General features: G+C 69.9%; 15 protein-coding genes. 7 read left to right on the plus strand and 8 right to left on the minus strand.

Annotated elements, in window-relative coordinates:
• Nucleotides 1-17 precede the first annotated feature (17 nt).
• The 5 genes from ACIBO2_RS45845 to ACIBO2_RS45865 all read right to left on the minus strand — a co-directional run bounded on the left by ACIBO2_RS45845 (nt 18) and on the right by ACIBO2_RS45865 (nt 5,187).
• The gene (locus tag ACIBO2_RS45845) at nt 18-947 is read right to left on the minus strand and encodes a sugar phosphate isomerase/epimerase (protein ID WP_358549051.1); all 930 of its coding nucleotides are present in this window, start codon (nt 945-947) and stop codon (nt 18-20) included.
• The gene (locus tag ACIBO2_RS45850) at nt 944-2,104 is read right to left on the minus strand and encodes a dihydrodipicolinate synthase family protein (RefSeq protein WP_397304306.1); all 1,161 of its coding nucleotides are present in this window, start codon (nt 2,102-2,104) and stop codon (nt 944-946) included. The genes ACIBO2_RS45845 and ACIBO2_RS45850 overlap by 4 nt, the downstream gene beginning before the upstream one ends.
• Nucleotides 2,101-3,246: a Gfo/Idh/MocA family protein gene (locus ACIBO2_RS45855; RefSeq protein WP_397304307.1), complete on the minus strand. Its 1,146-nt coding sequence runs from the start codon at nt 3,244-3,246 to the stop codon at nt 2,101-2,103. The genes ACIBO2_RS45850 and ACIBO2_RS45855 overlap by 4 nt, the downstream gene beginning before the upstream one ends.
• 72 nt (nt 3,247-3,318) lie before the next feature.
• The gene (locus ACIBO2_RS45860; RefSeq protein WP_358549046.1) at nt 3,319-4,545 is read right to left on the minus strand and encodes a ribonuclease D; all 1,227 of its coding nucleotides are present in this window, start codon (nt 4,543-4,545) and stop codon (nt 3,319-3,321) included.
• 45 nt (nt 4,546-4,590) lie between these two features.
• Nucleotides 4,591-5,187 carry a DUF3000 domain-containing protein gene (locus tag ACIBO2_RS45865; RefSeq protein ID WP_225289305.1) on the minus strand — a complete coding sequence of 199 codons (597 nt, stop codon included), beginning with the start codon at nt 5,185-5,187 and terminating at the stop codon, nt 4,591-4,593.
• A 652-nt stretch (nt 5,188-5,839) separates the two neighbouring features.
• Here ACIBO2_RS45865 and hemE point away from each other — a divergent pair.
• Complete coding sequence (gene hemE, locus ACIBO2_RS45870) at nt 5,840-6,790, plus strand: uroporphyrinogen decarboxylase (protein ID WP_397304402.1); 951 nt, start codon at nt 5,840-5,842, stop codon at nt 6,788-6,790.
• Between the two features lie 18 nt (nt 6,791-6,808).
• On the opposite strand, the gene ACIBO2_RS45875 is transcribed toward hemE, so the two are convergent.
• On the minus strand, nt 6,809-7,756 hold the full coding sequence (locus tag ACIBO2_RS45875) for a DUF4349 domain-containing protein (protein WP_358549040.1): 948 nt from the start codon (nt 7,754-7,756) through the stop codon (nt 6,809-6,811).
• 127 nt (nt 7,757-7,883) lie between these two features.
• On the opposite strand from ACIBO2_RS45875, the gene hemG reads away from it, so the two are divergent.
• The 5 genes from hemG (at nt 7,884) to ACIBO2_RS45900 (ending at nt 13,832) form a co-directional block, all read left to right on the plus strand.
• Entirely contained in the window at nt 7,884-9,299 is a 1,416-nt protein-coding gene (gene hemG, locus ACIBO2_RS45880; protein ID WP_358549037.1) for a protoporphyrinogen oxidase, read from the plus strand.
• Nucleotides 9,292-9,993: a hydrogen peroxide-dependent heme synthase gene (gene hemQ, locus ACIBO2_RS45885; RefSeq protein ID WP_358549034.1), complete on the plus strand. Its 702-nt coding sequence runs from the start codon at nt 9,292-9,294 to the stop codon at nt 9,991-9,993. The genes hemG and hemQ overlap by 8 nt, the downstream gene beginning before the upstream one ends.
• A 528-nt stretch (nt 9,994-10,521) precedes the next feature.
• Complete coding sequence (locus ACIBO2_RS45890) at nt 10,522-11,307, plus strand: hypothetical protein (protein WP_397304309.1); 786 nt, start codon at nt 10,522-10,524, stop codon at nt 11,305-11,307.
• Between the two features lie 469 nt (nt 11,308-11,776).
• On the plus strand, nt 11,777-13,006 hold the full coding sequence (locus tag ACIBO2_RS45895) for an RNA-guided endonuclease InsQ/TnpB family protein (protein ID WP_397304310.1): 1,230 nt from the start codon (nt 11,777-11,779) through the stop codon (nt 13,004-13,006).
• 1 nt (nt 13,007) lies between these two features.
• Nucleotides 13,008-13,832, plus strand: a complete 825-nt coding sequence (locus ACIBO2_RS45900) for a patatin-like phospholipase family protein (protein ID WP_397304311.1) — start codon at nt 13,008-13,010, stop codon at nt 13,830-13,832.
• Nucleotides 13,833-14,113: 281 nt separating this feature from the next.
• Here the strand turns inward: ACIBO2_RS45900 and msrB are convergent, their stop codons facing one another.
• A complete protein-coding gene (gene msrB / locus ACIBO2_RS45905; protein ID WP_225289313.1) occupies nt 14,114-14,515 on the minus strand; it encodes a peptide-methionine (R)-S-oxide reductase MsrB in 402 nt (133 codons plus the stop codon).
• Between the two features lie 680 nt (nt 14,516-15,195).
• Nucleotides 15,196-15,981, minus strand: a complete 786-nt coding sequence (folP, locus tag ACIBO2_RS45910) for a dihydropteroate synthase (RefSeq protein ID WP_358549024.1) — start codon at nt 15,979-15,981, stop codon at nt 15,196-15,198.
• A gap of 776 nt (nt 15,982-16,757) precedes the next feature.
• On the opposite strand from folP, the gene ACIBO2_RS45915 reads away from it, so the two are divergent.
• Complete coding sequence (locus tag ACIBO2_RS45915; protein ID WP_397304312.1) at nt 16,758-20,264, plus strand: LamG-like jellyroll fold domain-containing protein; 3,507 nt, start codon at nt 16,758-16,760, stop codon at nt 20,262-20,264.
• The last annotated feature ends 5 nt before the right edge of the window (nt 20,265-20,269 follow it).

Below are 20,269 nucleotides of genomic sequence, written 5' to 3' on the forward strand. Positions count from 1 at the left end.
CAAGACGCCCGGCCGGGTCAGGCGGACACCACCTGGGCGTAGCGGTGCTTCATGGTGGCCACGATCTCGTCCGGGTCGGCGGCCCAGACGTCGGCGTTGAAGATCTCCACTTCGACGTCCCCGGTGTAACCGGCCGCGGCCACGGCGCGGGTGATCGGCGGGAAGTCGATCACCCCGTCGCCCATCATCCCCCGCCCCAGCAGCACGTCCGCCGGAAGCGGCTGCAGGTAGTCGCACACCTGGTACGACGCGATCCGGCTGCCGGCCCTGGCGATCTCCTCGAACAGCCGCGGGTCCCACCACACGTGGAAGGTGTCGACCACCACCCCCACCTGCTCCTCCGGATACGGCAGACACAGGTCGACCGCCTGGGCCAGTGTCGACAGGACGGCCCGGTCGGCGCAGTACATCGGATGCAGCGGCTCCAGCGCCAGCTTGACGCCCCGCTCGCCGGCGTACGGGGCCAGCACCTCCAGCGCCTCGGCCACCTGCTCACGGGCCCCGGCCAGATCACGCGAGAACGGCGGCCCCGCGCCGTCGAGGTCGGCCGGCAGCGGTTCACCCGGCCGCACGACCGGCAGCGGTTCGCCGGGCCGTACACCCGGCAGGCCGCCGACGACCATGACCAGGCAGGCCGCCCCCAGCTCGGCGGCCTCGTCGATGGCCCGCCGGTTGTCGTCGAGCGCCGCCTGACGGGCCGTCCCGCCTAGTGCCTGGCCGCTCGTGCCGGGGGCTGGGTCGGCGGGGGCAGTCAGGAAGCCGCCACGGCAGAGCGACGACACGCGCAGCCCGGCGTCGCGGACCAGCTTGACGCTCTCGGCCAGCCCCTGCTCCGCCACCTCCTCACGCCACAGCCCCACGGCCTCCAGGCCGTGCCGTACGCAGCCCTCGACGGCCTCCGCCACCGACCACCGTTTGGTCGTCCGCTGGTTCAGGGAGAGGCTCACAGCCCGTTCACCTCCAGCAGCGCCTTCATCTTCCGTACGGCCAGCTCCTGGTCGGCCAGCAGCCCGGCCTGGTCGGCCAGGCGGAAGACCTCTGACAGGTGGACCAGCGAGCGGGCCGACTGGGCGCCGTTCACCATGGCGAACGCGTCCTGGTGGCCGTTCAGCCAGGCCAGGAAGACGATGCCGGTCTTGTAGTTGTACGTCGGCGTCTCGAAGATCTTCCGGGACAGCGGCACGGTCGGCGCCAAGATCTCATCGTAAAGTGCGAGATTTCGGGCGGCCTCCGCGCCGGTGCTCTGTTCGGCGGCATCCAGCGCCCGCAGGGCCGCGGCCGCCGCCGGCGCGATCGCGTCGAAGATGCCCAGCAGCGCGTGCGACCCCGATTTGATCAACGACGGATAGTTGAAGTCGTCGCCGGTATAGAGCCTGACTCCGGCGGGCAAGGCGGCCCGCAGGCCCACCTCGTGCTCCTCGTCGAGCAGCGACACTTTCACGCCGTCCACCTTCGAGGCGTGCGCGTGGATCAGCTCCAGGAACGACTCCGTGGCCGCCGCCACATCGGCGGAGCCCCAGTATCCGGCCAGCTGCGGATCGAACATCGGGCCGAGCCAGTGCAGGATCACCGGCCGCTCGGCCAGCCCGAGCAGCTCCCCGTACACCTGGTGGTAGTCCTTGGGCCCGCTCGCCACCCGCGCGAGCTGCCGCGAGGCCATGATGATCGCCCCGGCGCCCGCGGCCTGCACGGTCTCCAGCTGCTCGGTATAGGCGGCGGTGATCGCGCCCAGGTCGGCGGCGTCGGGGGCGTGGTCGGTGCCCGCGCCGCAGGCCACCAGCGCGGCGGGGTCGCCGAACGAGCGGGCCTCGGCGGCGCTGCGCCGGATGAGCTCCTTGGTGGCGGCCCAGTCCAGGCCCATGTTGCGCTGGGCGGTGTCCATGGCGTCGGCGACGCGCAGGCCGTACGACCACAGGTGCCTGCGGAACCGGAGCGTGGCGTCCCAGTCGACGGCGGCGGGGGAGCCGGGCGTGTTGTCGCCGAGCGGGTCGGCCACCACGTGCGCGGCCGCGTACACGACCCGGCTCGACGCCGGGGCGTCGACGACGGGCCAGGTCACGGGCTCGCGCAGCGCGTACGCGCCGCCGGGCAGGTCGATGATCACAGGTGCGGCACCTCGATCCGGCGGCCCTCGGCCGAGGAACGCAGGCCCAGCTCGGCCAGCTGCACGCCGCGCGCGCCCGAGGCGAAGTCGTTCGGGAACGGAGCGTCCTCGCACACGTGGCGGACGAACCCCTCCCACTGGATCTTGAAGCCGTTGTCGAAGTCGGCGTTGTCCGGCACGTCCTGCCAGCCCTCGCGGAAGCGGGCCGTGGCGGGCAGGTCGGGGTTCCAGACCGGCTTGGGGGTGGCTGCGCGGTGCTGGAAACGGCAGTTGCGCAGGCCCGCGACCGCGCTGCCGTGCGTGCCGTCCACCTGGAACTCCACCAGCTCGTCACGGTTGACGCGGACGGTCCAGGAGGAGTTGATCTGGGCGATCACGCCGCCGGCCAGCTCGAAGATCCCGTACGCGGCGTCGTCGGCGGTGGCCGCGTAGGTCTTGCCCTGCTCGTCGACCCGCTGGGGAACGTGCGTCACGGCCTTGGCGTAGACGGACTCGACGCGGCCGAACAGGTTCTCCATCACGTAGTGCCAGTGCGGGAACATGTCGAGCACGATGCCGCCGCCGTCCTCGGCCCGGTAGTTCCACGACGGCCGCTGGGCCTCCTGCCAGTCGCCCTCGAACACCCAGTAGCCGAACTCGCCCCGGACCGAGAGGATCTGGCCGAAGAAGCCGCTGTCGATGAGCCGCTTCAGCTTGAGCAGGCCCGGCAGGAACAGCTTGTCCTGCACCACGCCGTTCTTGACGCCCTTGGCCTTGGCCGCCTCCGCCAGCGCGACCGCCTCCTGAACGGACTCGGCCGTGGGCTTCTCGGCGTAGATGTGCTTGCCGGCCTCGATGGCCTTGAGCACCGCCTTCACCCTGGCGCTGGTGACCTGGGCGTCGAAGTAGATGAGGTTGTCGTCGTCGGACAGCGCCGAGTCGAGGTCCGTGGTGTAGCGGGAGATGTGGTGCTCGGCGGCGATCCGGGAAAGCTTGTCCGCGCTCCTGCCCACCAGGACCGGCCTGAGCTTGACCCGGCTGCCGTCGGACAGGACGACCCCGCCCTGCTCGTTGATGGCCAGGACCGATCGGACCAGATGCTGGCGGTAACCCATCCGGCCGGTGACGCCGTTCATCACGACGCCAATGGTGCGCACGCTCATGAGGATCCTTTCGCGGAAAGCGCTTTCCCGAACGGTAAGGCCGCCCCCGTGGGGGCGTCAAGTGGGCCGTACCTAGAGCTCGCCCTTGCTTTCCAGCCGGGCCAGCGCCTTGGCGAGCGGATGGGCGGTGAGGGAGAGCTGCCATTCGCGGGCGCCGAGCCCGCGCAGCCGGTCGGTCACGGTCTCGTCGGTGATCTCCACCGGCGGCTCCCAGGTGAGTCTGCGGACCGCGTCGGGCTGCAGGAGATTCTCCGTCGGCATCCGATGCTCGTCGGCGAGCGCGGCCACGACGGCGCGCGCCGCGGCCAGCCGCTTGGCCGCCGCAGGATCGCGGTCGGCCCAGCGGTTGGCCGGGGGCGGCCCGTCGCCGGGCGTGCTCGGCTGCGGCAGCTGGGACTCGGGCAGCCCGCGCGCCCTGCTGACCGCGGCCAGCCAGTCGGTCATGTGCCGGCGCGCGCTGCGACCGGTGAACGCCGAGATCTCGGTGAGCGCCTTCTTGGTGCGCGGCACCTCCAACGCGGCCGTGACGATCGCCGAGTCGGGCAGCACCCGGCCGGGCGCCAGGTCGCTCTCCTGGGCGATGCGGTCGCGCATGGTCCACAGCTCCCGCACGATCGCCAGCGCCCGCATGTTGCGCACCTTGTGGATGCCCGACGTACGCCGCCACGGATCGGAGCGGGGCACCGGCGGCGGGGTGTTGAGCACGGCGGCGAACTCCTCGCGCGCCCACTCCAGCTTGCCGCTCTCCACCAGCTCGCCGTGGAGCACGTCGCGGAGCTCGACCAGCACCTCGACGTCGAGCGCCGCGTAGCGCAGCCAGTCTTCGGGCAACGGCCTGGTCGACCAGTCGGCCGCCGAGTGGCCCTTCTCCAGCCGCAGCCCCAGCACGGTCTCGACCATCGTGCCGAGCCCCACCCGCTCGTAGCCGAGCAACCGGCCCGCCAGCTCGGTGTCGAACATGTCACGCGGCCTGAACCCGACCTCCAGCAGGCACGCCAGGTCCTGCGACGCGGCGTGCAGCACGATCTCCGCGCCCGAGACGGCCTCGTCCAGCTCCGACAGGTCGGGGCAGGCGATCGGGTCGATCAGCGCGCTGCCCGCGCCCGCCCGGCGCAGCTGCACCAGGTACGCGCGGTTGCCGTAGCGGTAGCCGGAGGCCCGCTCGGCGTCGACGGCCACGGGACCAGAGCCCGCCCGGAAGGCCGCGACGACGCGCGCCAAAGAGGCGCCGTCTTCGACGACCGCCGGGATGCCCTCGCGTGGCTCCAGCAGTGGGACGACGGTTCGTTCTTCTGTCATGAGATCACCGTTCTCATGACGCTTGTGCGGTATTGACTGGTGCCCTCACTTCGTACGGTCACTCTCCGGATCTTCACGTCGGCGTGGCATGGCGGCCACGTCGGGAGGGAGCGGCGGGATCCCCGCCGCCAGGCACATGAGGTCACACCAGGCTGCGACATGGCCGGAGAGATCCTCATGCGCGGGCGACCAGGACGCCCTCAGCTCTAGCTCGGTGGTGACCGGGTCTTCGGCCTTGTTGCCGAATCCCTCGGACACGGCTCTAGTCACGGTACCGCCAGCGGCGGAGTAGTCGGCCTGATGAGCCTCTAGCGCTTCGGTGAGCCAGCTCCACGCGACGGGGCCGAGCAGGGGGTCGGAGGTGATCTCCGGCTCCATGTCGGCCCTGACATAGGCGACCAGCCGGAACGGACCCTCCCAGCCGCGCTGGCCGTCGGGGTCGAAGAGCAGGATCAGCCTGCCGACCGCGAGTTCGTCGTCCTCGCGGTAGACCGAGGCGCCGATCGCGGCCGAGAAGGGGGCCAGCCGCTGGGGCGCGGGCAGGTCTTCGAGCTCGATCTCCGGCCTGACCTCGGCCTGGCGCAGGCTGTCGACCGCACGCCTGAAGGAGGCGGGGGCCGGCGGCTGCTCACCGAGGGTCATAGCCGAAGCGTAGGTCGAAGACGGGCGGAAGGGGACCACGGGGGTGCTCATAGTTCGCGATCAAACCGATGCCATAGCCAGCTGACGGACCGGCAGGGTGATCCCGCCCAGGACGATCGCGTGGCCGCAGTCGACACAGGCCCACTCCGGACACTCGCCCGGCTCGTGCCCATCGAGACACGGAGGCTGCTCGAACAGCCGCATGCCGGCGCAGGGAGCGCAGTGCTCACTGCGGTGTTCTGGGGAACCCCACAACGCGGTCATCGCACCGGAGCCTTTCTTCGGGTCGTCGCTCCGACGTTGGCACGGCACGCTGACAATTCGCCGCAACGCGCTCGGCGTGTCCCGAAAGTGGATGCTGAATCGATGCCGCGCGGTGGCTTGGCCAACTTTTGGTCCAGACGAGACCGGCTTTCTGGTCGCCCATGGGGTGTGTTCGACCCGTGTGAGGCGCCGATGCCGAGCCGACCGGTAAACATCCATCTGGCTATCTGATCATGATTTTGGTCATTCAATGCATACTTTTCCGACACGTCGCGCCGATGAACGGACCGGCACGAGGTCATGGGACCCTTGAGAGGTGAATCTCGCCGACTCAGCGTTCCTTCGCGCCTGCCGCCGTCAGCCCGCACCGCACACCCCGGTCTGGTACATGCGGCAGGCCGGGCGGTCGCTGCCCGAATACCTGAAGGTTCGCGAGGGCGTGCCCATGCTGACCGCGTGCGCGACACCCGACCTCATCGTCGAGATCACCTTGCAACCCGTCCGCCGCTATGGCGTCGACGCGGCCATCTTCTTCAGCGACATCGTCGTGCCGCTCAAGGCCATCGGCATCGACCTCGACATCAAGCCGGGAGTCGGCCCGGTCGTGGCCGACCCCATCCGCGACGCCGCCGGAATCGACGCGCTGCGCCCGCTGGAGCCCGGCGACGTCCCCTACGTGAGCGAGGCGATCCAGGCACTGACCGGCGAGCTGGGCGCCACGCCGCTGATCGGCTTCGCGGGCGCGCCCTTCACGCTCGGCTCCTACCTCATCGAGGGCGGGCCGTCCAAGAACCACGACCGCACCAAGGCCATGATGTACGGCGAGCCCGCGCTGTGGCACGCGCTGATGGACCGGCTCAGCGCCATCGTCCTGGAGCACCTGCGCATCCAGGTCCGGGCCGGGGCGTCGGCCGTCCAGCTGTTCGACTCGTGGGTGGGGGCGGTGGCCCCCGAGGACTACCGCGAGTTCGTCCTGCCCCACACCCGCCGCATCTTCGACGGCCTGGCCGACCTCGACGTGCCGCGCATCCACTTCGGCGTGGGCACCGGCGAACTGCTGGGCCTGCTCGGCGAGGCCGGGGCCGACGTGGTGGGCGTCGACTGGCGGGTGCCGCTCGACGAGGCCGCCCGCCGCGTGGGGCCGGGCAAGGCGCTGCAGGGCAACCTCGACCCCGCCATCCTGCTGGCCCCGTGGGAGGTCGTCGAGCGCAAGGCGCGCGAGGTGCTGCGCCGGGGCGAGGCGGCCGAGGGCCACGTGTTCAACCTCGGCCACGGCGTGCTGCCCTCGACCGACCCCGACCAGCTCATGCGGCTCACCGATCTGGTTCACGGAGCCTGAGTTCCAGCTCGGGCTCGTTCACGAAGCCTGAGTCTCCACCGGGGTCGCCGCTGCTGGGCGGGCCGGGCGGCGCCGCCGTGCCAGGACGACCGTCAGAACGATCACCGGCACGACCACGATCATCCAGGGCAACAGCACCCCGACGACCGTCAGCGCGACCTTCACGGCCCCGACCAGGCCCCTCCAGCCCGACTTCAGGCCGCCGAGGAAGCCTGCGGGCTCCTCAGACGGCTCGTTCACGACCGCGACGGGGCCGACCAGCCGGAGCGTGAGCGTGGCCATGCCGACCTGGGTGGCCAGCTCCTTCTGCTGTGACTGCAGCGACTCCAGGTCCGCCTCGCGGTCGGAGATCTCCCGCTCGACCTGCAGCACCTGGCCGATCGTGTCGGCCTTCTTCAGCAGCGTACGCAGCGAGTCGAGCGCCTGCTGCGCCGACTTCAACCGGCTGTTGACGTCGGCCACCTGCAGCGTGACGTCCTGGGTGCCCTGCTGGACCGACAGCTGCTTGCCCAGGTTCTTGCCGAGCGCGGCGAGCACCTCGCCGTAGCGGGCGGGCGGGATCTTGAACTCCAGCAGGGCGCTGGCCTCGCTGCCCTCGGCCGAGTTCGACTCCTCTTTCGACAGGTAGCCGCCGGCCGTGGTGACGATCTGCTTGGCCTGGAGCGCCGCTCCCGTGACCTCCTTGGCGCGTACGGTCATGCTCGCCGTGTAGATGACCTGGCGGTCCTGCTGGGTGACCTTGACCTTCGAGGCGATGTTCTCGACGGACTTGGGGGCTTTTCGTTGCGGGGTGGAGGCGCTGTCCTGGGCGGCCTTCGACTCTGTCTGGCCGGACGCCGCTTCAGGCGCCACCGCCGGGGCCCCGGCCTGGCTGGACTGAATGTTCGACTGGCCACCGCCGCAGCCGGACAGGACCAGGATCGCGCAGGCGGCTGATAACGCGACGCCGTACCGGAATCTCTCCATGCACCTAAGACGGGCGGTGGCTCCGGCGGGTTTGACCACGGGCGTCACGGTCAGGTCACATGCTTGATCCAAAAGTGGGTTCCCCCGGGGGGCTGGGCGAGCGCCACAGACGGTAGCGTCGGGAGGCGTGGCAGGGAAACAAGCGCACGTGGTCGTCATCGGGGGCGGGATCTCCGGCCTGGCCGCGGCGTGGCACCTCAGACAGGGCGCGGGCGAGCGCGTGAAGGTGACCGTGCTGGAGGGCAGCCCGCGCATCGGCGGCAAGCTGCTCGTCTCCGAGGTCGCGGGCATCGACGTCGACGCCGGCGCGGAGTCCATGCTGGCCAGACGGCCCGAGGGCAAGGAGCTGGCCAAGGCCGTCGGGCTCGGCGACGACCTGGTGGACCCCGGCACCACCCGCGCCGCCGTCTACAGCAGGGGCGCGCTGCGGCCGATGCCCAAGGGGCAGGTCATGGGTGTGCCCGCCGACCTGATGGAGCTGGTCAGATCCGGCATCGTGTCGCCCGGCGGGCTGGCGCGCGTGCCGCTGGACCAGATCCTGCCCCCCACGCTGGTACGCACCGACGTCTCCGTCGCCTCCTACATCAGGGCCAGGATGGGCGGCGAGGTGCTCGAGCGGCTGGTCGACCCGCTGCTCGGCGGCGTCTACGCGGGCCGGGCCGAACGGCTGTCGCTGGAGGCCACGATGCCGGCGATCGCCGCCGCCGCGCGCTCCGAGCGTTCGCTGCTCGCGGCGGCCAGGCAGATCGTGGAGGAGGCGCCCCGCGACGCGGGACCCGTCTTCACCTCGCTCAGGACCGGGATCGGCAGCCTGCCGGATGCGGTCGCCAAGGCGTCGGGCGCCGACATCAGGACCGGTGTGACCGTACGCGAGCTGCACCGGACCGAGCACGGCTGGCGGCTCGTGACCGGCCCCGTGCCGCGCCCCGAGGTCATCGAGGCCGACGCGGTGATCGTCGCCGCGCCGGGGCCCGCCGCCGCCAGGCTGCTGCGCGCCGAGGCGCCCAAGGCGGCGATCGAGCTGGACCGCATCGACTACGCCAGCATGGCCATCGTCACCCTCGCCTACGCCGTCGACGCCTTCCCCACACCGCCGACGGGCAGCGGCTACCTCGTCCCGCCGGTCGAGCGGCGGCCGGTCAAGGCGGTGACGTTCAGCTCGGTCAAGTGGCCGCACCTGGCCGGCGATCTGGTGGTGGTGCGCTGCTCCATCGGCCGGATCGGCGAGGAGCAACTGCTCCAGCGCGACGACTCCGAACTCGTCTCCCTGGCCACGGCCGAGATGGGCGACGTCATGAGCGTACGCGGGCTGCCGGTCGACACCCGGGTCTCGCGCTGGGGCGGGGCGCTGCCGCAGTACGACGTCGGCCACCTCGACCGGGTGGCCCGGATCCGCGCGGCGGTCGCCGTACAGCCCGGACTGGCGGTGTGCGGGGCGGCCTACGACGGGCTCGGCATCCCCGCGTGCGTCTCCACGGCCCGCACGGCGGCGGCCCGAATTCTGGACCACCTCTCGCCGGAAGGACAATGGACCCATGACTGAGGGCGCACCGCGGCCGAAGGCCCGCGATCTGAACCAGGTGATCCGCTACACGATGTGGTCGGTCTTCAAGGCCACCGACCCCTGCCCCGCCAACCGTGACAGCATGACCGGCGAGGTCACTGAGCTGCTCGAACAGGCGGCGCTGAAAGACGTTGTGACCCGCGGCCTCTATGACGTGGCGGGGTTCCGGGCCGACGCCGACTACATGTTCTGGTGGCACGCGCCGACGGCCGAGGACCTCCAGGACGTCTACTCCCGTTTCCGCCGCACCGCGCTCGGCCGCCACAGCGCGCCGGTCTGGTCGGCGATGGCGCTGCACCGGCCGGCCGAGTTCAACAAGTCCCACATCCCGGCCTTCCTGGCCGAGGAGGAGCCGCGCGCGTACGTCAGCGTCTACCCGTTCGTCCGTTCGCTGGAGTGGTACCTCCTCGACGACGCCGAGCGGCGCTCGATGCTGGCCGAGCACGGTCACATGGCGCGTGACTACCCGGATGTCCGCGCCAACACGGTGTCCTGCTTCGCCCTGAACGACTACGAGTGGATGCTCGCCTTCGAGGCCGACGAACTGCACCGGATCGTCGACCTGATGCGCCACCTGCGGGGCGCCAAGGCCCGCGAGCACACGCGCATCGAGGTCCCCTTCTACACGGGCGTGCGCAAGCCCGTTCAGGAGCTCATCGCGGCGCTTCCGTAACACCAACCTCCCTGTTCACAGGCGCCCCATGTTGGCGATCCAACTGAATTGATCTACCGCTTCTTGCCACAATCGTGGGAATCCCTTACCTGTGCGGGGCCGAGGGTGTCACGTTCCAAGGGGGCGGGCCGGGTGCGGCGGTCGGAAGGGCACACCTCTGGGCGACACGCGGCGGATCGTGATGATCTACGGATCAAGCCGGGACGGCAGCGGTCGGACGCGCCTGCGCTGGGATGGGGGCGGTCCGATGCGCCTCCGTCGGGTCGAGAGCGGTCCGACACACCTGCGTCGGGTGGGGAGTGGTTCGACGCGCCTCCGTCAGGACGGGGGCGGTCCGATGCGCCTTCGCCGGGTCGGGAGTGGTTCGACGCGTCTTTGCCGGGCCGCCCGGAGCGACGCGGGGAGGCCCGGCAAGCGCCCGGCCACGGGTCGCCGGGGAGCTCGCCGCGCAGGTCACGGCATGTCGGGCGGCGGCGTCGTACGAAGGCTCGGCGGCCGTGGGTCTTGGGGTTGTCGGCGGGGGCGTTGGTGCTGGCAGGAGCGACCTTGGGGCTGCTGGGCACGGACGACCTGTTCGCCGGTCCACTCGCTGGCCCGCTCGCCGGTGGCCTGACGGCCCGATCGGACGCGAGCGGAGGTGCGGACACCCGTGCGGCCGCGGACCCGAGCCCGCGTGAGGGTACGAGCTCAGGTGCGCACAGGGGAGCGGGAAAGCATGGCCAGGCCCTCGCGGAGGGCGGCGCGACCCGCATCCCGATGAGCGTCACCCCCACCCCACTGGGCGGAGGCGCGCAACGTTCAGGCGGTTCGACGCACGACACCCCGGCCTCGAAGGCCCCTCCGGCCGGCGCCACGCCGGGCTCCGTGACGGGGAGCGACCCCCAGGCCGAAGCGCCCGCGGACAGCGGCACCGTGGATCCGTCGGCCGTCGATTCGTGGCTCGGAGATTCGTCGACCGGGGACGACGGGTCCGACTACAAGGCGGATGGTCCCTCGATGCACACCGACCAGAAGGCGGCCGAATACTTCCGCACGCACTGGCCCGCGGACGACAAGGCATCCAAACGCCTCAAGGACATCCGCACCATAGGCGGATATCTCCGCCTATACACCGACCTTCCAGAGTCGGCCGGAAATTCCAGCCAAGCCATCACGCTGTGCGAACGCGGCCTGCAGTACCTGAGGGAGAGCGGCGAGACGAACCCGATCATCTTCGTCCAGGCCAAGTTCGGTGAGAACGGCAACCCGGTCCTGGCCAACATCCTCGGCCCCACCGACAAGACCTGCCGCGTCACCCACCCCGAACCCGACTAATGCGACGCCCATGAACGCTCGCCGGGTATCCGTTCTTCCGCCCTCCTTTGGAGGGGGCGTCTCTGCCTTGGGGGCCTCGGCCGTGATGGGCAGGTGTCTCTCCCCTGGGACCTCTGCCACGACGGGCGGTGTTCCATCTCACCCCCGGAGGCGTTTGTCTCCCCAGGGACCCCAGCTACGACGGACCGTCACAAGAGACTGAAACGGTCGCGTGACGAAGCCCCGCCCAGGGAACCATTGCTGGGTGACCCGGCCATCCCCACCAGGAAGACGATCGACTCGCGGCCGGTTGGGAATTACAACGAATTCGGTAGCGAGCGAGGGGCCTTCATCTGAATGGTGGCGCGGAGACCCGGTCCTTCAGGGCTAGGAGGAAGCGCCACCCCTCCTCTCGAAAACAGTATGGAAAGACTCTGTCACGTTCGGTTGCATGTGCGGTGGGTGATGATCCTGTGACAGGAGGTGTGCGATGGCGATCCGCCGCTCCGCCACCAAACGCCACGGCCTGCCCACCATCGTGCAACTGCGGCTCATGCCCGCCCCGGCTCAGGCTGAGGCGCTGGCCGCAGCGGTGCTGTTGTGCAATCAGGCGGCGACCGTCGTCTCCCGGCTGGCCTGGCAGCATCGCGTCTTTACCGTGGTGGAGTTACATCGGCTGGCCTACTACGAGGTGCGCGGGCAGGTGGCCGGGCTGGGCGCGCAGGCGGCCGTGCGGGCGATCGCCCGGGTCGCCGGCGCCTACGCCAACCGGCGCGCCAGCAAGAAACGCGCCCACATCTTCCGCGCCCACGGCGCCGTCCCCTACGATGCCCGTCTGATGAGCTTCAACCGTGACGCCCGCATCGTGTCGCTGTGGACCCCCACCGGCCGCGTCACCATCCCCTACACCGGCCGCCCAGACGACCTCAAAGCCATCGACACGCTGCCGATGGGGGAGGCCGACCTGATCTACCGTCGCGGCCGGTGGCTGCTGCAGGTCGCGCTCACCCTGCCCACACCGGCGACGCGTGAGCCGGTCGGCGGCTTCGTCGGGGTGGATCAAGGAGTGGCGAACCTGGCGGTCACCTCCGACGGCGCGGTGCTGCCCGGCCCAACACTGCCGGGGCCGATCGGCGGCAACGGCCATGTCCGCACCCTGCGCGAGCGGCGGCACCGCCAACGCCGCCGGTTGCAGAAGAAGGGCACGTCGGCGGCGCGGCGGGTGCTGCGCCGTCTGTCGGGTCGTGAGCACCGGATGATGACCGACCTCAACCACCAAATCTCGACGTTTGTGGTGCGTGAAGCCGAACGCACTGGCCGCGGCATAGCCCTGGAGGACCTTCAGGGCATTCGCGGGCGGGTAAGGGCTCACCGGTTCCAGCGGCGCACCCTGCACAGCTGGGCGTTCGCCCAGCAGATCACCTTCACCCGCTACAAGGCAGCCCGAGCCGGGATCGCCTTCGTCCTGGTCGACCCCGCCTACACCTCCCAGACCTGCCCGGAATGCGGGTACATCAGCCGGGCGAACCGGCCGGCGCGGGGCCGGTTCGTCTGCACCAGGTGCGGCCTCGCTGGGCACGCCGACCACATCGCAGCCCGCAACATCGCCACACGCGGCATCGCGGACTGGGCTGCCATCAACCAGCCACACGCTACCGGCCTCCCCTCACCCAGACGGGACCGCGAGAGCAAACCCCCAGCTTCAGCTGGTGGTAGTTGATATGAGCGAGATCAAGCGGGCACTGGTGATGGGCGGCGGCGGGGTCGCCGGGATCGCGTGGACCACCGGCGTGCTGGCCGGCCTGGCCGCCGGGGGAGTGGACGTGGCCGCCTCCGCCGACAAGGTCATCGGCACCTCGGCGGGATCCGTCGTCGCCGCGCAGGTCACCAGCGGTCTGTCACTGCCCGACCTCCTCGAACGCCAGACCGACCCCGCCCTCCAGGCACCCGAACTCCCGAGCGGCGTCCCCCTGGACCAGGTGTGGGCGACCATGCAGGAGGTCTACGAAAGCACGGAGGACCCGGCCGAGCAGCGGCGCAGGTTCGGCGCGCTGGCCCTGGCCGCCGACACCGTCGGCGAGCCCGAACGCCGCCGGGTGATCGAGGGGCGCCTGCCCGTCCACACCTGGCCGGAACGCGACCTCGTGATCGTGGCCGTGGACGCGGTCACGGGCGAGCCCGCCCTGTTCGGGCCCGGCTCGGGCGTGGCGCTGGTCGACGCGGTCGCGGCGAGCTGCGCGATTCCGGTCATCTGGCCGCCGGTGACGATCGACGGCGTGCGTTACATCGACGGCGGCATGCGCTCGATGACCAACGCCGACCTCGCCTCCGGGTACGACCGGATCCTCATCCTCGCCCCGATGCCCGAGCTCGCCTCCGAGCCCGCGGTGACAGGCGGGAAGGTCGAGGTGATCGAGCCCGACGAGGCGTCACAGGCGGCGGTCGGCACCGACCCTCTCGACCCCGCCGTGCGGGGCGCCAGCGCCGAGGCCGGCTACGCCCAGGGCACCGCCCTCGTCGCCCGCGTCGGCGCGCTATGGACATGACCGTCCGCCTCGCCGCCCTGTGGGCACGACCGCCAGCGTCGCGGATATGACCGCCTTCGTCGGCCGCGTCGCCGCGCTGTGGACATGACCGAACTCGTGCTCGTCCCCGGCCGCCGGGAGAGTTAGCGCACGCGTGTGCGGGTCTTGAAGCACACTTCGCACCGCTGGGTCACGACGCGGCCGATGGCCTCGATCGTGTGCCAGCGGTGACGAAGATGAACAAGATTCACAGCGGAGTACTTACCCGCTCCACGCGCTCGATACGCGGTGTCGCCGGTCGTTCACGCGCTGGGTTCGAGCCGCAAGGACACGGAGTTGATGCAATAACGGTCATCCGTGGGCGTGGCGTACCCCTCGCCGTGGAAGACGTGCCCCAGATGAGAGTCGCACCGCGCGCAGCGCACCTCGGTACGCACCATGCCGTGGCTGGCGTCCTCGATCAGCCGCACCGCGTCCGAATCCGACGGCTGGAAGAAGCTCGGCCACCCGCAGTGCGACTCGAACTTCGTGTCCGACCGGAACAACTCGGCCCCGCACGCCCGGCAGGAGTAGACGCCCTCGGTCTTGGTGTCGACGTACTCGCCGGTAAACGGACGCTCGGTGCCCGCCTCCCTGAGGACGTGGAACTCGTCGGGAGAGAGCTGGATCCGCCACTCGGCATCGCTCTTGACCACCTTTTCCATGCTTCCAGCGTACGAGATCCGGCAAAAAGAGATCTCCGTTGGGTGAAGCATCCCTTCTGGGGCCAATCTGCGTCTTTGACGACAAGGGGGTGTCATCACCTCCTGCCCAGAGGTGAGATCACTCGCCGGATCGCCTGCGCGGCACAGCCCACGCCCGTGCTGGCGCCGCCGGCGATCCGAAGACCGGCCGGGTGGCGCGCCAGCGCCCGGAACGGTGGCGAGTGATCTTTTGGTCCGTCCCGTCGAGCGCCGGTCCCGCCACCGCGCCCGCTCCGGGCCGGACCACCTCACATCAACATCATTGGTTTCTTTACGGCAAGCACGGTCAGCCCCGGTCGCCGCAAGGGGCGGGGCATGGGCCAGCCGTCCGGTTCCGTGGGCGCGCGTAGGGCGTCACCGAGATGTGGTCGAACGTACCGGCACGAACGGCATCACGGCAGCGTGCCCTGGAGCAAGTTTCCCGAGCTGAGCACCGCCGTGTCATCTCGCTTTTAAGGCTTTTTGGGAGACCCCACGGGCCGGGCGCCGCACTGCGTGCCGTTGGCCCGCTGGACTCGCCGAGCCCACGCACCGGCCGGGCGCCTCAGCAAACGTCCGCCAAGCCACCGGCCCAACTCGCTTGACGCTCGCCCTTCGGGTGCCACGCATTGGGCGGGCGGCTTGGCTCCCGTCGCCCAGATTTACGCCAAACCGAGCAGTGATTCCGCCGCTCTCATCGCAGTGACATTCCCGGCGACATCATGGACTCGCACGACCCGCGCGCCCTGATGAACGCACATCGTGTTCGCCGCGATCGTTCCCGCCTTCAGTGCTTCGCTGTCTCGCGCTACTCCGAGGCTTTCCCGAATGAAATGCTTGTTGCTGCACGCCACGAGTACGGGATATCCGAGCGCCGCGATCTCTCCCAGGCGGCGGGTTATCGTGTTCGAGTGCTCGGTGTTCTTGTTCAGGTCGTGCCCCGGATCGATGAAGATCTTCTCCGGTTTGATGCCATGTCCAACCGCGGCGTCCGCCCGTTCGCGAAGGAATTCCGTCACCTCGCTGACGACATCCCCATATTGGGGGCTCGCCACCACCTCTCCCGGCCCGCCGATGCTGTGGGTAATGACAACGCTCATCCCCGTCTCGGCGATAAGGCTCGCCATCCCCGGCGAACGGAGCCCGTTCGTGTCATTGATCACATCGGCACCCGCTTTGTAGGCCGCCTCCGCGACCTCCGGCAGGTGAGTGTCCACGCTGATCACGGCGTCGCTCTTCTCCCGAATGCCCTTGATCACCGGCACCACTCGGTCCATCTCTTCCGCCCCCGACAACGGTGGCTGATCAGAGCGGAACGCCCGGCCCCCTACGTCAAGCCATTCCGCGCCATCCCGTAGCGCCCGCTCCGCCGTCGCGATCGTCTCACCAAGCTCCATCGACCGATTCGGATCCAGGCCCGAGTTCGGCGTGCGATTCACAATGCCCATCACGACTATGTGTCGCGCTAGATTGAATTCTCGCCGTCCCACTCTCCGTATCGGCGCGATGAGCTTGGGGTGGTACATCTGCATTACGTTCAACTCCGTCTGAAATTAATGATCCAGCGCAGCGCCATGAAGGGGCTGATGGATCCCAGCCCGATCAAAACCACGTTGCCTGCTGCCAGCCCTTTCTTCATCGCTCGCCTCAGTCGCTACGTCACTCGCGGTCGTAGTCCAGCGCGGCCGGGTACCGTCCGTGGATCTCCACCACCATAACTTCAACATCGACCTTGAGCGACGGCCGAACTACGTGCGCGCCTCATCGTCAAATTTCCCTTATCAGGGCGGCTACACCGCTGCGCCGCGCGGACACGCGGCCTGGGGGCCGGTCTCACACCTTCGGCCGCACCGTCGCCGGCCGAACTCATACACCGCTCCCGTGGACGCGACCTGGGCGCCGCTACAACCCCTGCGGTACACGCGCGGCACCATACCGCAGAGGTTTACCTCGCTGGCGTGGCCGGACGCGGTACGTCACCGGCATACCGGGCCGACCGGCCTGTCCCGTGTACGGCGAAAGTGAGACAAGGACCGCGCGGCCGTACGGCGAACGTTTAGGCGATCTTCATCCGTCGGGTTGACGCCCTGATTTCCGACTCTTTCTATAAATGGTCCCGGCACTCTCGGGATGTGGCGTGCGGGCATCGGGACGGCACCCGTCCTCTGGCGCGGCGGAACCGACGAGTACTCCGCGCACTTTCGCAGATCCTCTGGAGGGCCCGATGCGCCGTTCCCCCCGCGGGGCAGTTCTCGCCGTGGTCATGTCGCTGCTGGCCGGTACGTTCGGTCCCCCGGGAACCGCGAGCGCCGCGGTGGCGGCCAGGGGCGAACCGCCGGCACAGAGCGAGCCGGCACAGAGCGAGCCGGCACAGAGCGAGCCGGCACAGAGCGAACGGGAGGCCCTGGACCAGGCCCGGAGCCAGAAACAGCACGTCGAGGTGCTGTCCCTGCGTACGGAGAACCGCCAGGTGTTCGCCAACCCCGACGGCTCGTTCACCTCGGAGACCTCGGCCCTGCCCGAGCGGGTACGGCGGGGCGCCGGCTGGGCCGACGTCGACCCGACGCTGGTCTTCGCGGCGGACAGCACTGTGCGGACCGTGGCGACCCCGCTGGAGATGACCTTCTCCGGCGGCGGGACGACCGCGCTGGCCACCATCGGGACGGGCGGGCGTTCGGTCGCGATGACCTGGCCGGGGACCTTGCCGAAGCCGGTGCTCGAGGGGGGCACCGCGACATACGGCGAGGTGCTGCCAGGCGTCGATCTGAAGGTGACCGCGTCGGTAACCGGCTTCTCCGAGGTACTCGTCGTCAAGAACAAGGCCGCCGCCGCCGACCCCGCGCTGGCGAAGCTCACCTTCGGCATGCGCTCGAACGGGCTGGCCGTGCGCGAGACGGCGACCGGTGGCCTGAGCGCCGTGACCGAGACGGGGACGGAGCTGTTCCACGCGCCCCCGCCCCGCATGTGGGACTCCTCAGGTACAGCTTCCGGGCCGTCGCCGCTGGTGGCCGGGCCGAAACGGGAGGGCCGGCAGGCGGTCATGGCTGTGGACGTGACCCGGGACCGTATCGCGATCACGCCGGACAAGAGCCTGCTCACCGGGCCCGGCACGACGTATCCGGTGTACATCGACCCGCAGTGGTCGGGATCCAAGCTGGCCTGGACGTATGTCGACAAGTCCTATCCCGCTCAGGAGTACTGGAACTCCAGCCACATGGCGGAAGCGGGTGACTACGGCGGCGGGGTCAAACGGTCGTTCTTCCGGATGGACTCCAACAACGTCAACGGCAAGCACATCCTCAAGGCGACGTTCCGGATCACGCAGATCAAGTCCTGGGGCTGTACCTCCGACCCGCAGGCCGTGCAGCTCTGGCTGACCGGCGGCATCTCCAAGTCGACGAACTGGAGTCACCAGCCGTCCTGGGCCGACTGGCAGGACAGCGTCTCCTCCGACGCCGGTTACAGCTCTTCCTGCCCGGACAAGGGCATCGAGTTCAACGTGACCGGCGCGATCGTCAAGGCCGCCAAGTCGGGCTGGTCGAACACGACGTTCGGGCTGAAGGACTACGACGACACCGGCAGCAGCGTGTGGGGGTGGAAGGGCTTCAGCTCCTCGCCGAAGCTCGTCATCGACTACAACACCCCGCCGTCGGCGCCTTCGGGCGTGGGCACCTATCCGGCGACGCCCTGCGTCACGGGAGCCGCCCGGCCGGCGGTCAACGCCGGTGACGTGGAGAACCCGCTCCAGCTGAAGGCCCGGATCTACGACCCGGACAAGGCGAACGACGGGGTGCGGGCGGAGTTCGTCATGCACCGCTACAACGCGGGCACCGGCGCGTGGGACGACATCACCTCGACGCTGCCCGGCGGCGGGAAGACCGCCTACAAGTACACCACCTCGGCGACCGACCACTCCATCAAGCTGGCCAAGCTGGTCACCGGGCAGAGCTACTCCTATCGGGTGAAGGCCTACGACGGCACCGACTCCAGCGGGTGGAGCAAGTGGTGTGAGTTCACGGTCGACACGGTGGACCCGGCCAAGCTGCCGAAGGTGAGTTCGGCCGACTATCCAGCCGGCACCCCTGACGACTGGCAGGGCGGCGTGGGCTGGGCGGGCGGCTTCACGCTGGCTCCCGGTGACGGCGAGAGCGACGTGACGGCCTTCAGGTACGCGATCGATGATCCGGCCGAGGCCACCCCCGCGACCCAGGTGTCGATCCCGGCGGGCCAGACCTCCGCCAACGTGCGGGTCGCGCCCCGCCACGACTGGCTGAACGCTCTGTACGTCTACCCGGTCGACCGGGCGGGCAACGTCGGCAAGACCCCGGCCGTCTACTCCTTCTACGTCAAGGCCGGATTCGACCCGGTGGGGCACTGGCGGATGGACGAGGGCGGCGGATTCACGGCCGGTGACTCCTCGGCGACGCCGCACCCGGTGACGTTCGCCGGCGGCGCGAGCTGGGCCGGGGGCCGCGTGGCCGGTGGGGTGCACTTCGACGGCGCCACCGGCTACGGCAGCACGGACGGCCCGGTGGTGCACACCAACAGGAGCATGAGCGTGGCGGCCTGGGTGCTGCTGTCGGACAAGAGCAAGAACTCCACCGTGGCCAGCCAGTCCGCCACTTACTCCTCGGGCTTCCAGCTCTACTATTCCTCCGGCTACAAGCGGTGGATCTTCAACAAGTACAACGCCGACACCGGTAACGAGTCCATCGTCCGCGCGGTGAGCGACACCGAACCGGTGACCGGCATCTGGACGCACCTGGTCGGCGTGTGGGACGCGCCGCACCGGCAGCTTCGCCTGTACGTCAACGGGATGCTCCAGTCGGCGCCCGCCGCCTTCCCCTACACCCCTTGGGACGCCATCGGCGCGCTGCAGGTTGGACGCACCCAGTGGCACAACACCTTCATCGAGAACTTCGCCGGTGACATCGACGAGCTCAAGGTCTGGAACCGGGAGCTGTCCGACGACCCGCGCACGGTCAACGACCCCGCGCTCGGCAACGAGATCGCCGCCATGGCCAAGCAGCCGCCCATCCAGCGTGGCTGGTGGAAGCTGGAGGAGGGCACCGGCACCACCGCGGCCAACTCCTCCGACGGCCGCTGGCCCGCGACGCTCGGCGGAGCCGCCGCATGGTCCGACGACGGCTTCGACGGCGGCGGCGCGCTGAGCCTCGACGGCGCCACCGGCTACGCGGCCACGCCGTCGGCCCCGATCCGTACCGACCACAGCTACGCGGTGACGGCGTGGGTACGTCTGGCCGGCGACGACACCTGCGTGCTGCCCGATCACGTGATGACCGCCCTCAGCCAGGACGGCACCCGCAACAGCGGCTTCTACCTCGGCTACCGGATCTTCACCGAGAACGGCGTCAAGGTGCCCCGCTGGTCGTTCTCCACGACCCCCGCCGACAACGACAGCTCGGGTATGACGCACGCCACCTCGGCCGAGCCGATCGACTGCTCGGTGCTCAGCACCTGGACGCATCTGGCCGGGGTGTACGACGAACCCGCCAAGCAGGTCCGGCTCTACGTCAACGGACAGCTCACCGACCAGCGTCCCGTGACCGGCGCCTGGGCGGCCGGCGCGCTGCAGATCGGACGGGGCAAGTACCGGGGCGCCGCGGTCGACTTCTTCGGCGGAGACGTGGACGACGTCCGCGCCTACACCGGCACCCTGACCGACCGCCAGGTGATCAACATCGCGATGAACCTGCCCATCGACGGCTGACCGTC

The sequence above is a fragment of the Nonomuraea sp. NPDC050022 genome (assembly GCF_044460705.1).
Lineage (GTDB): Bacteria > Actinomycetota > Actinomycetes > Streptosporangiales > Streptosporangiaceae > Nonomuraea.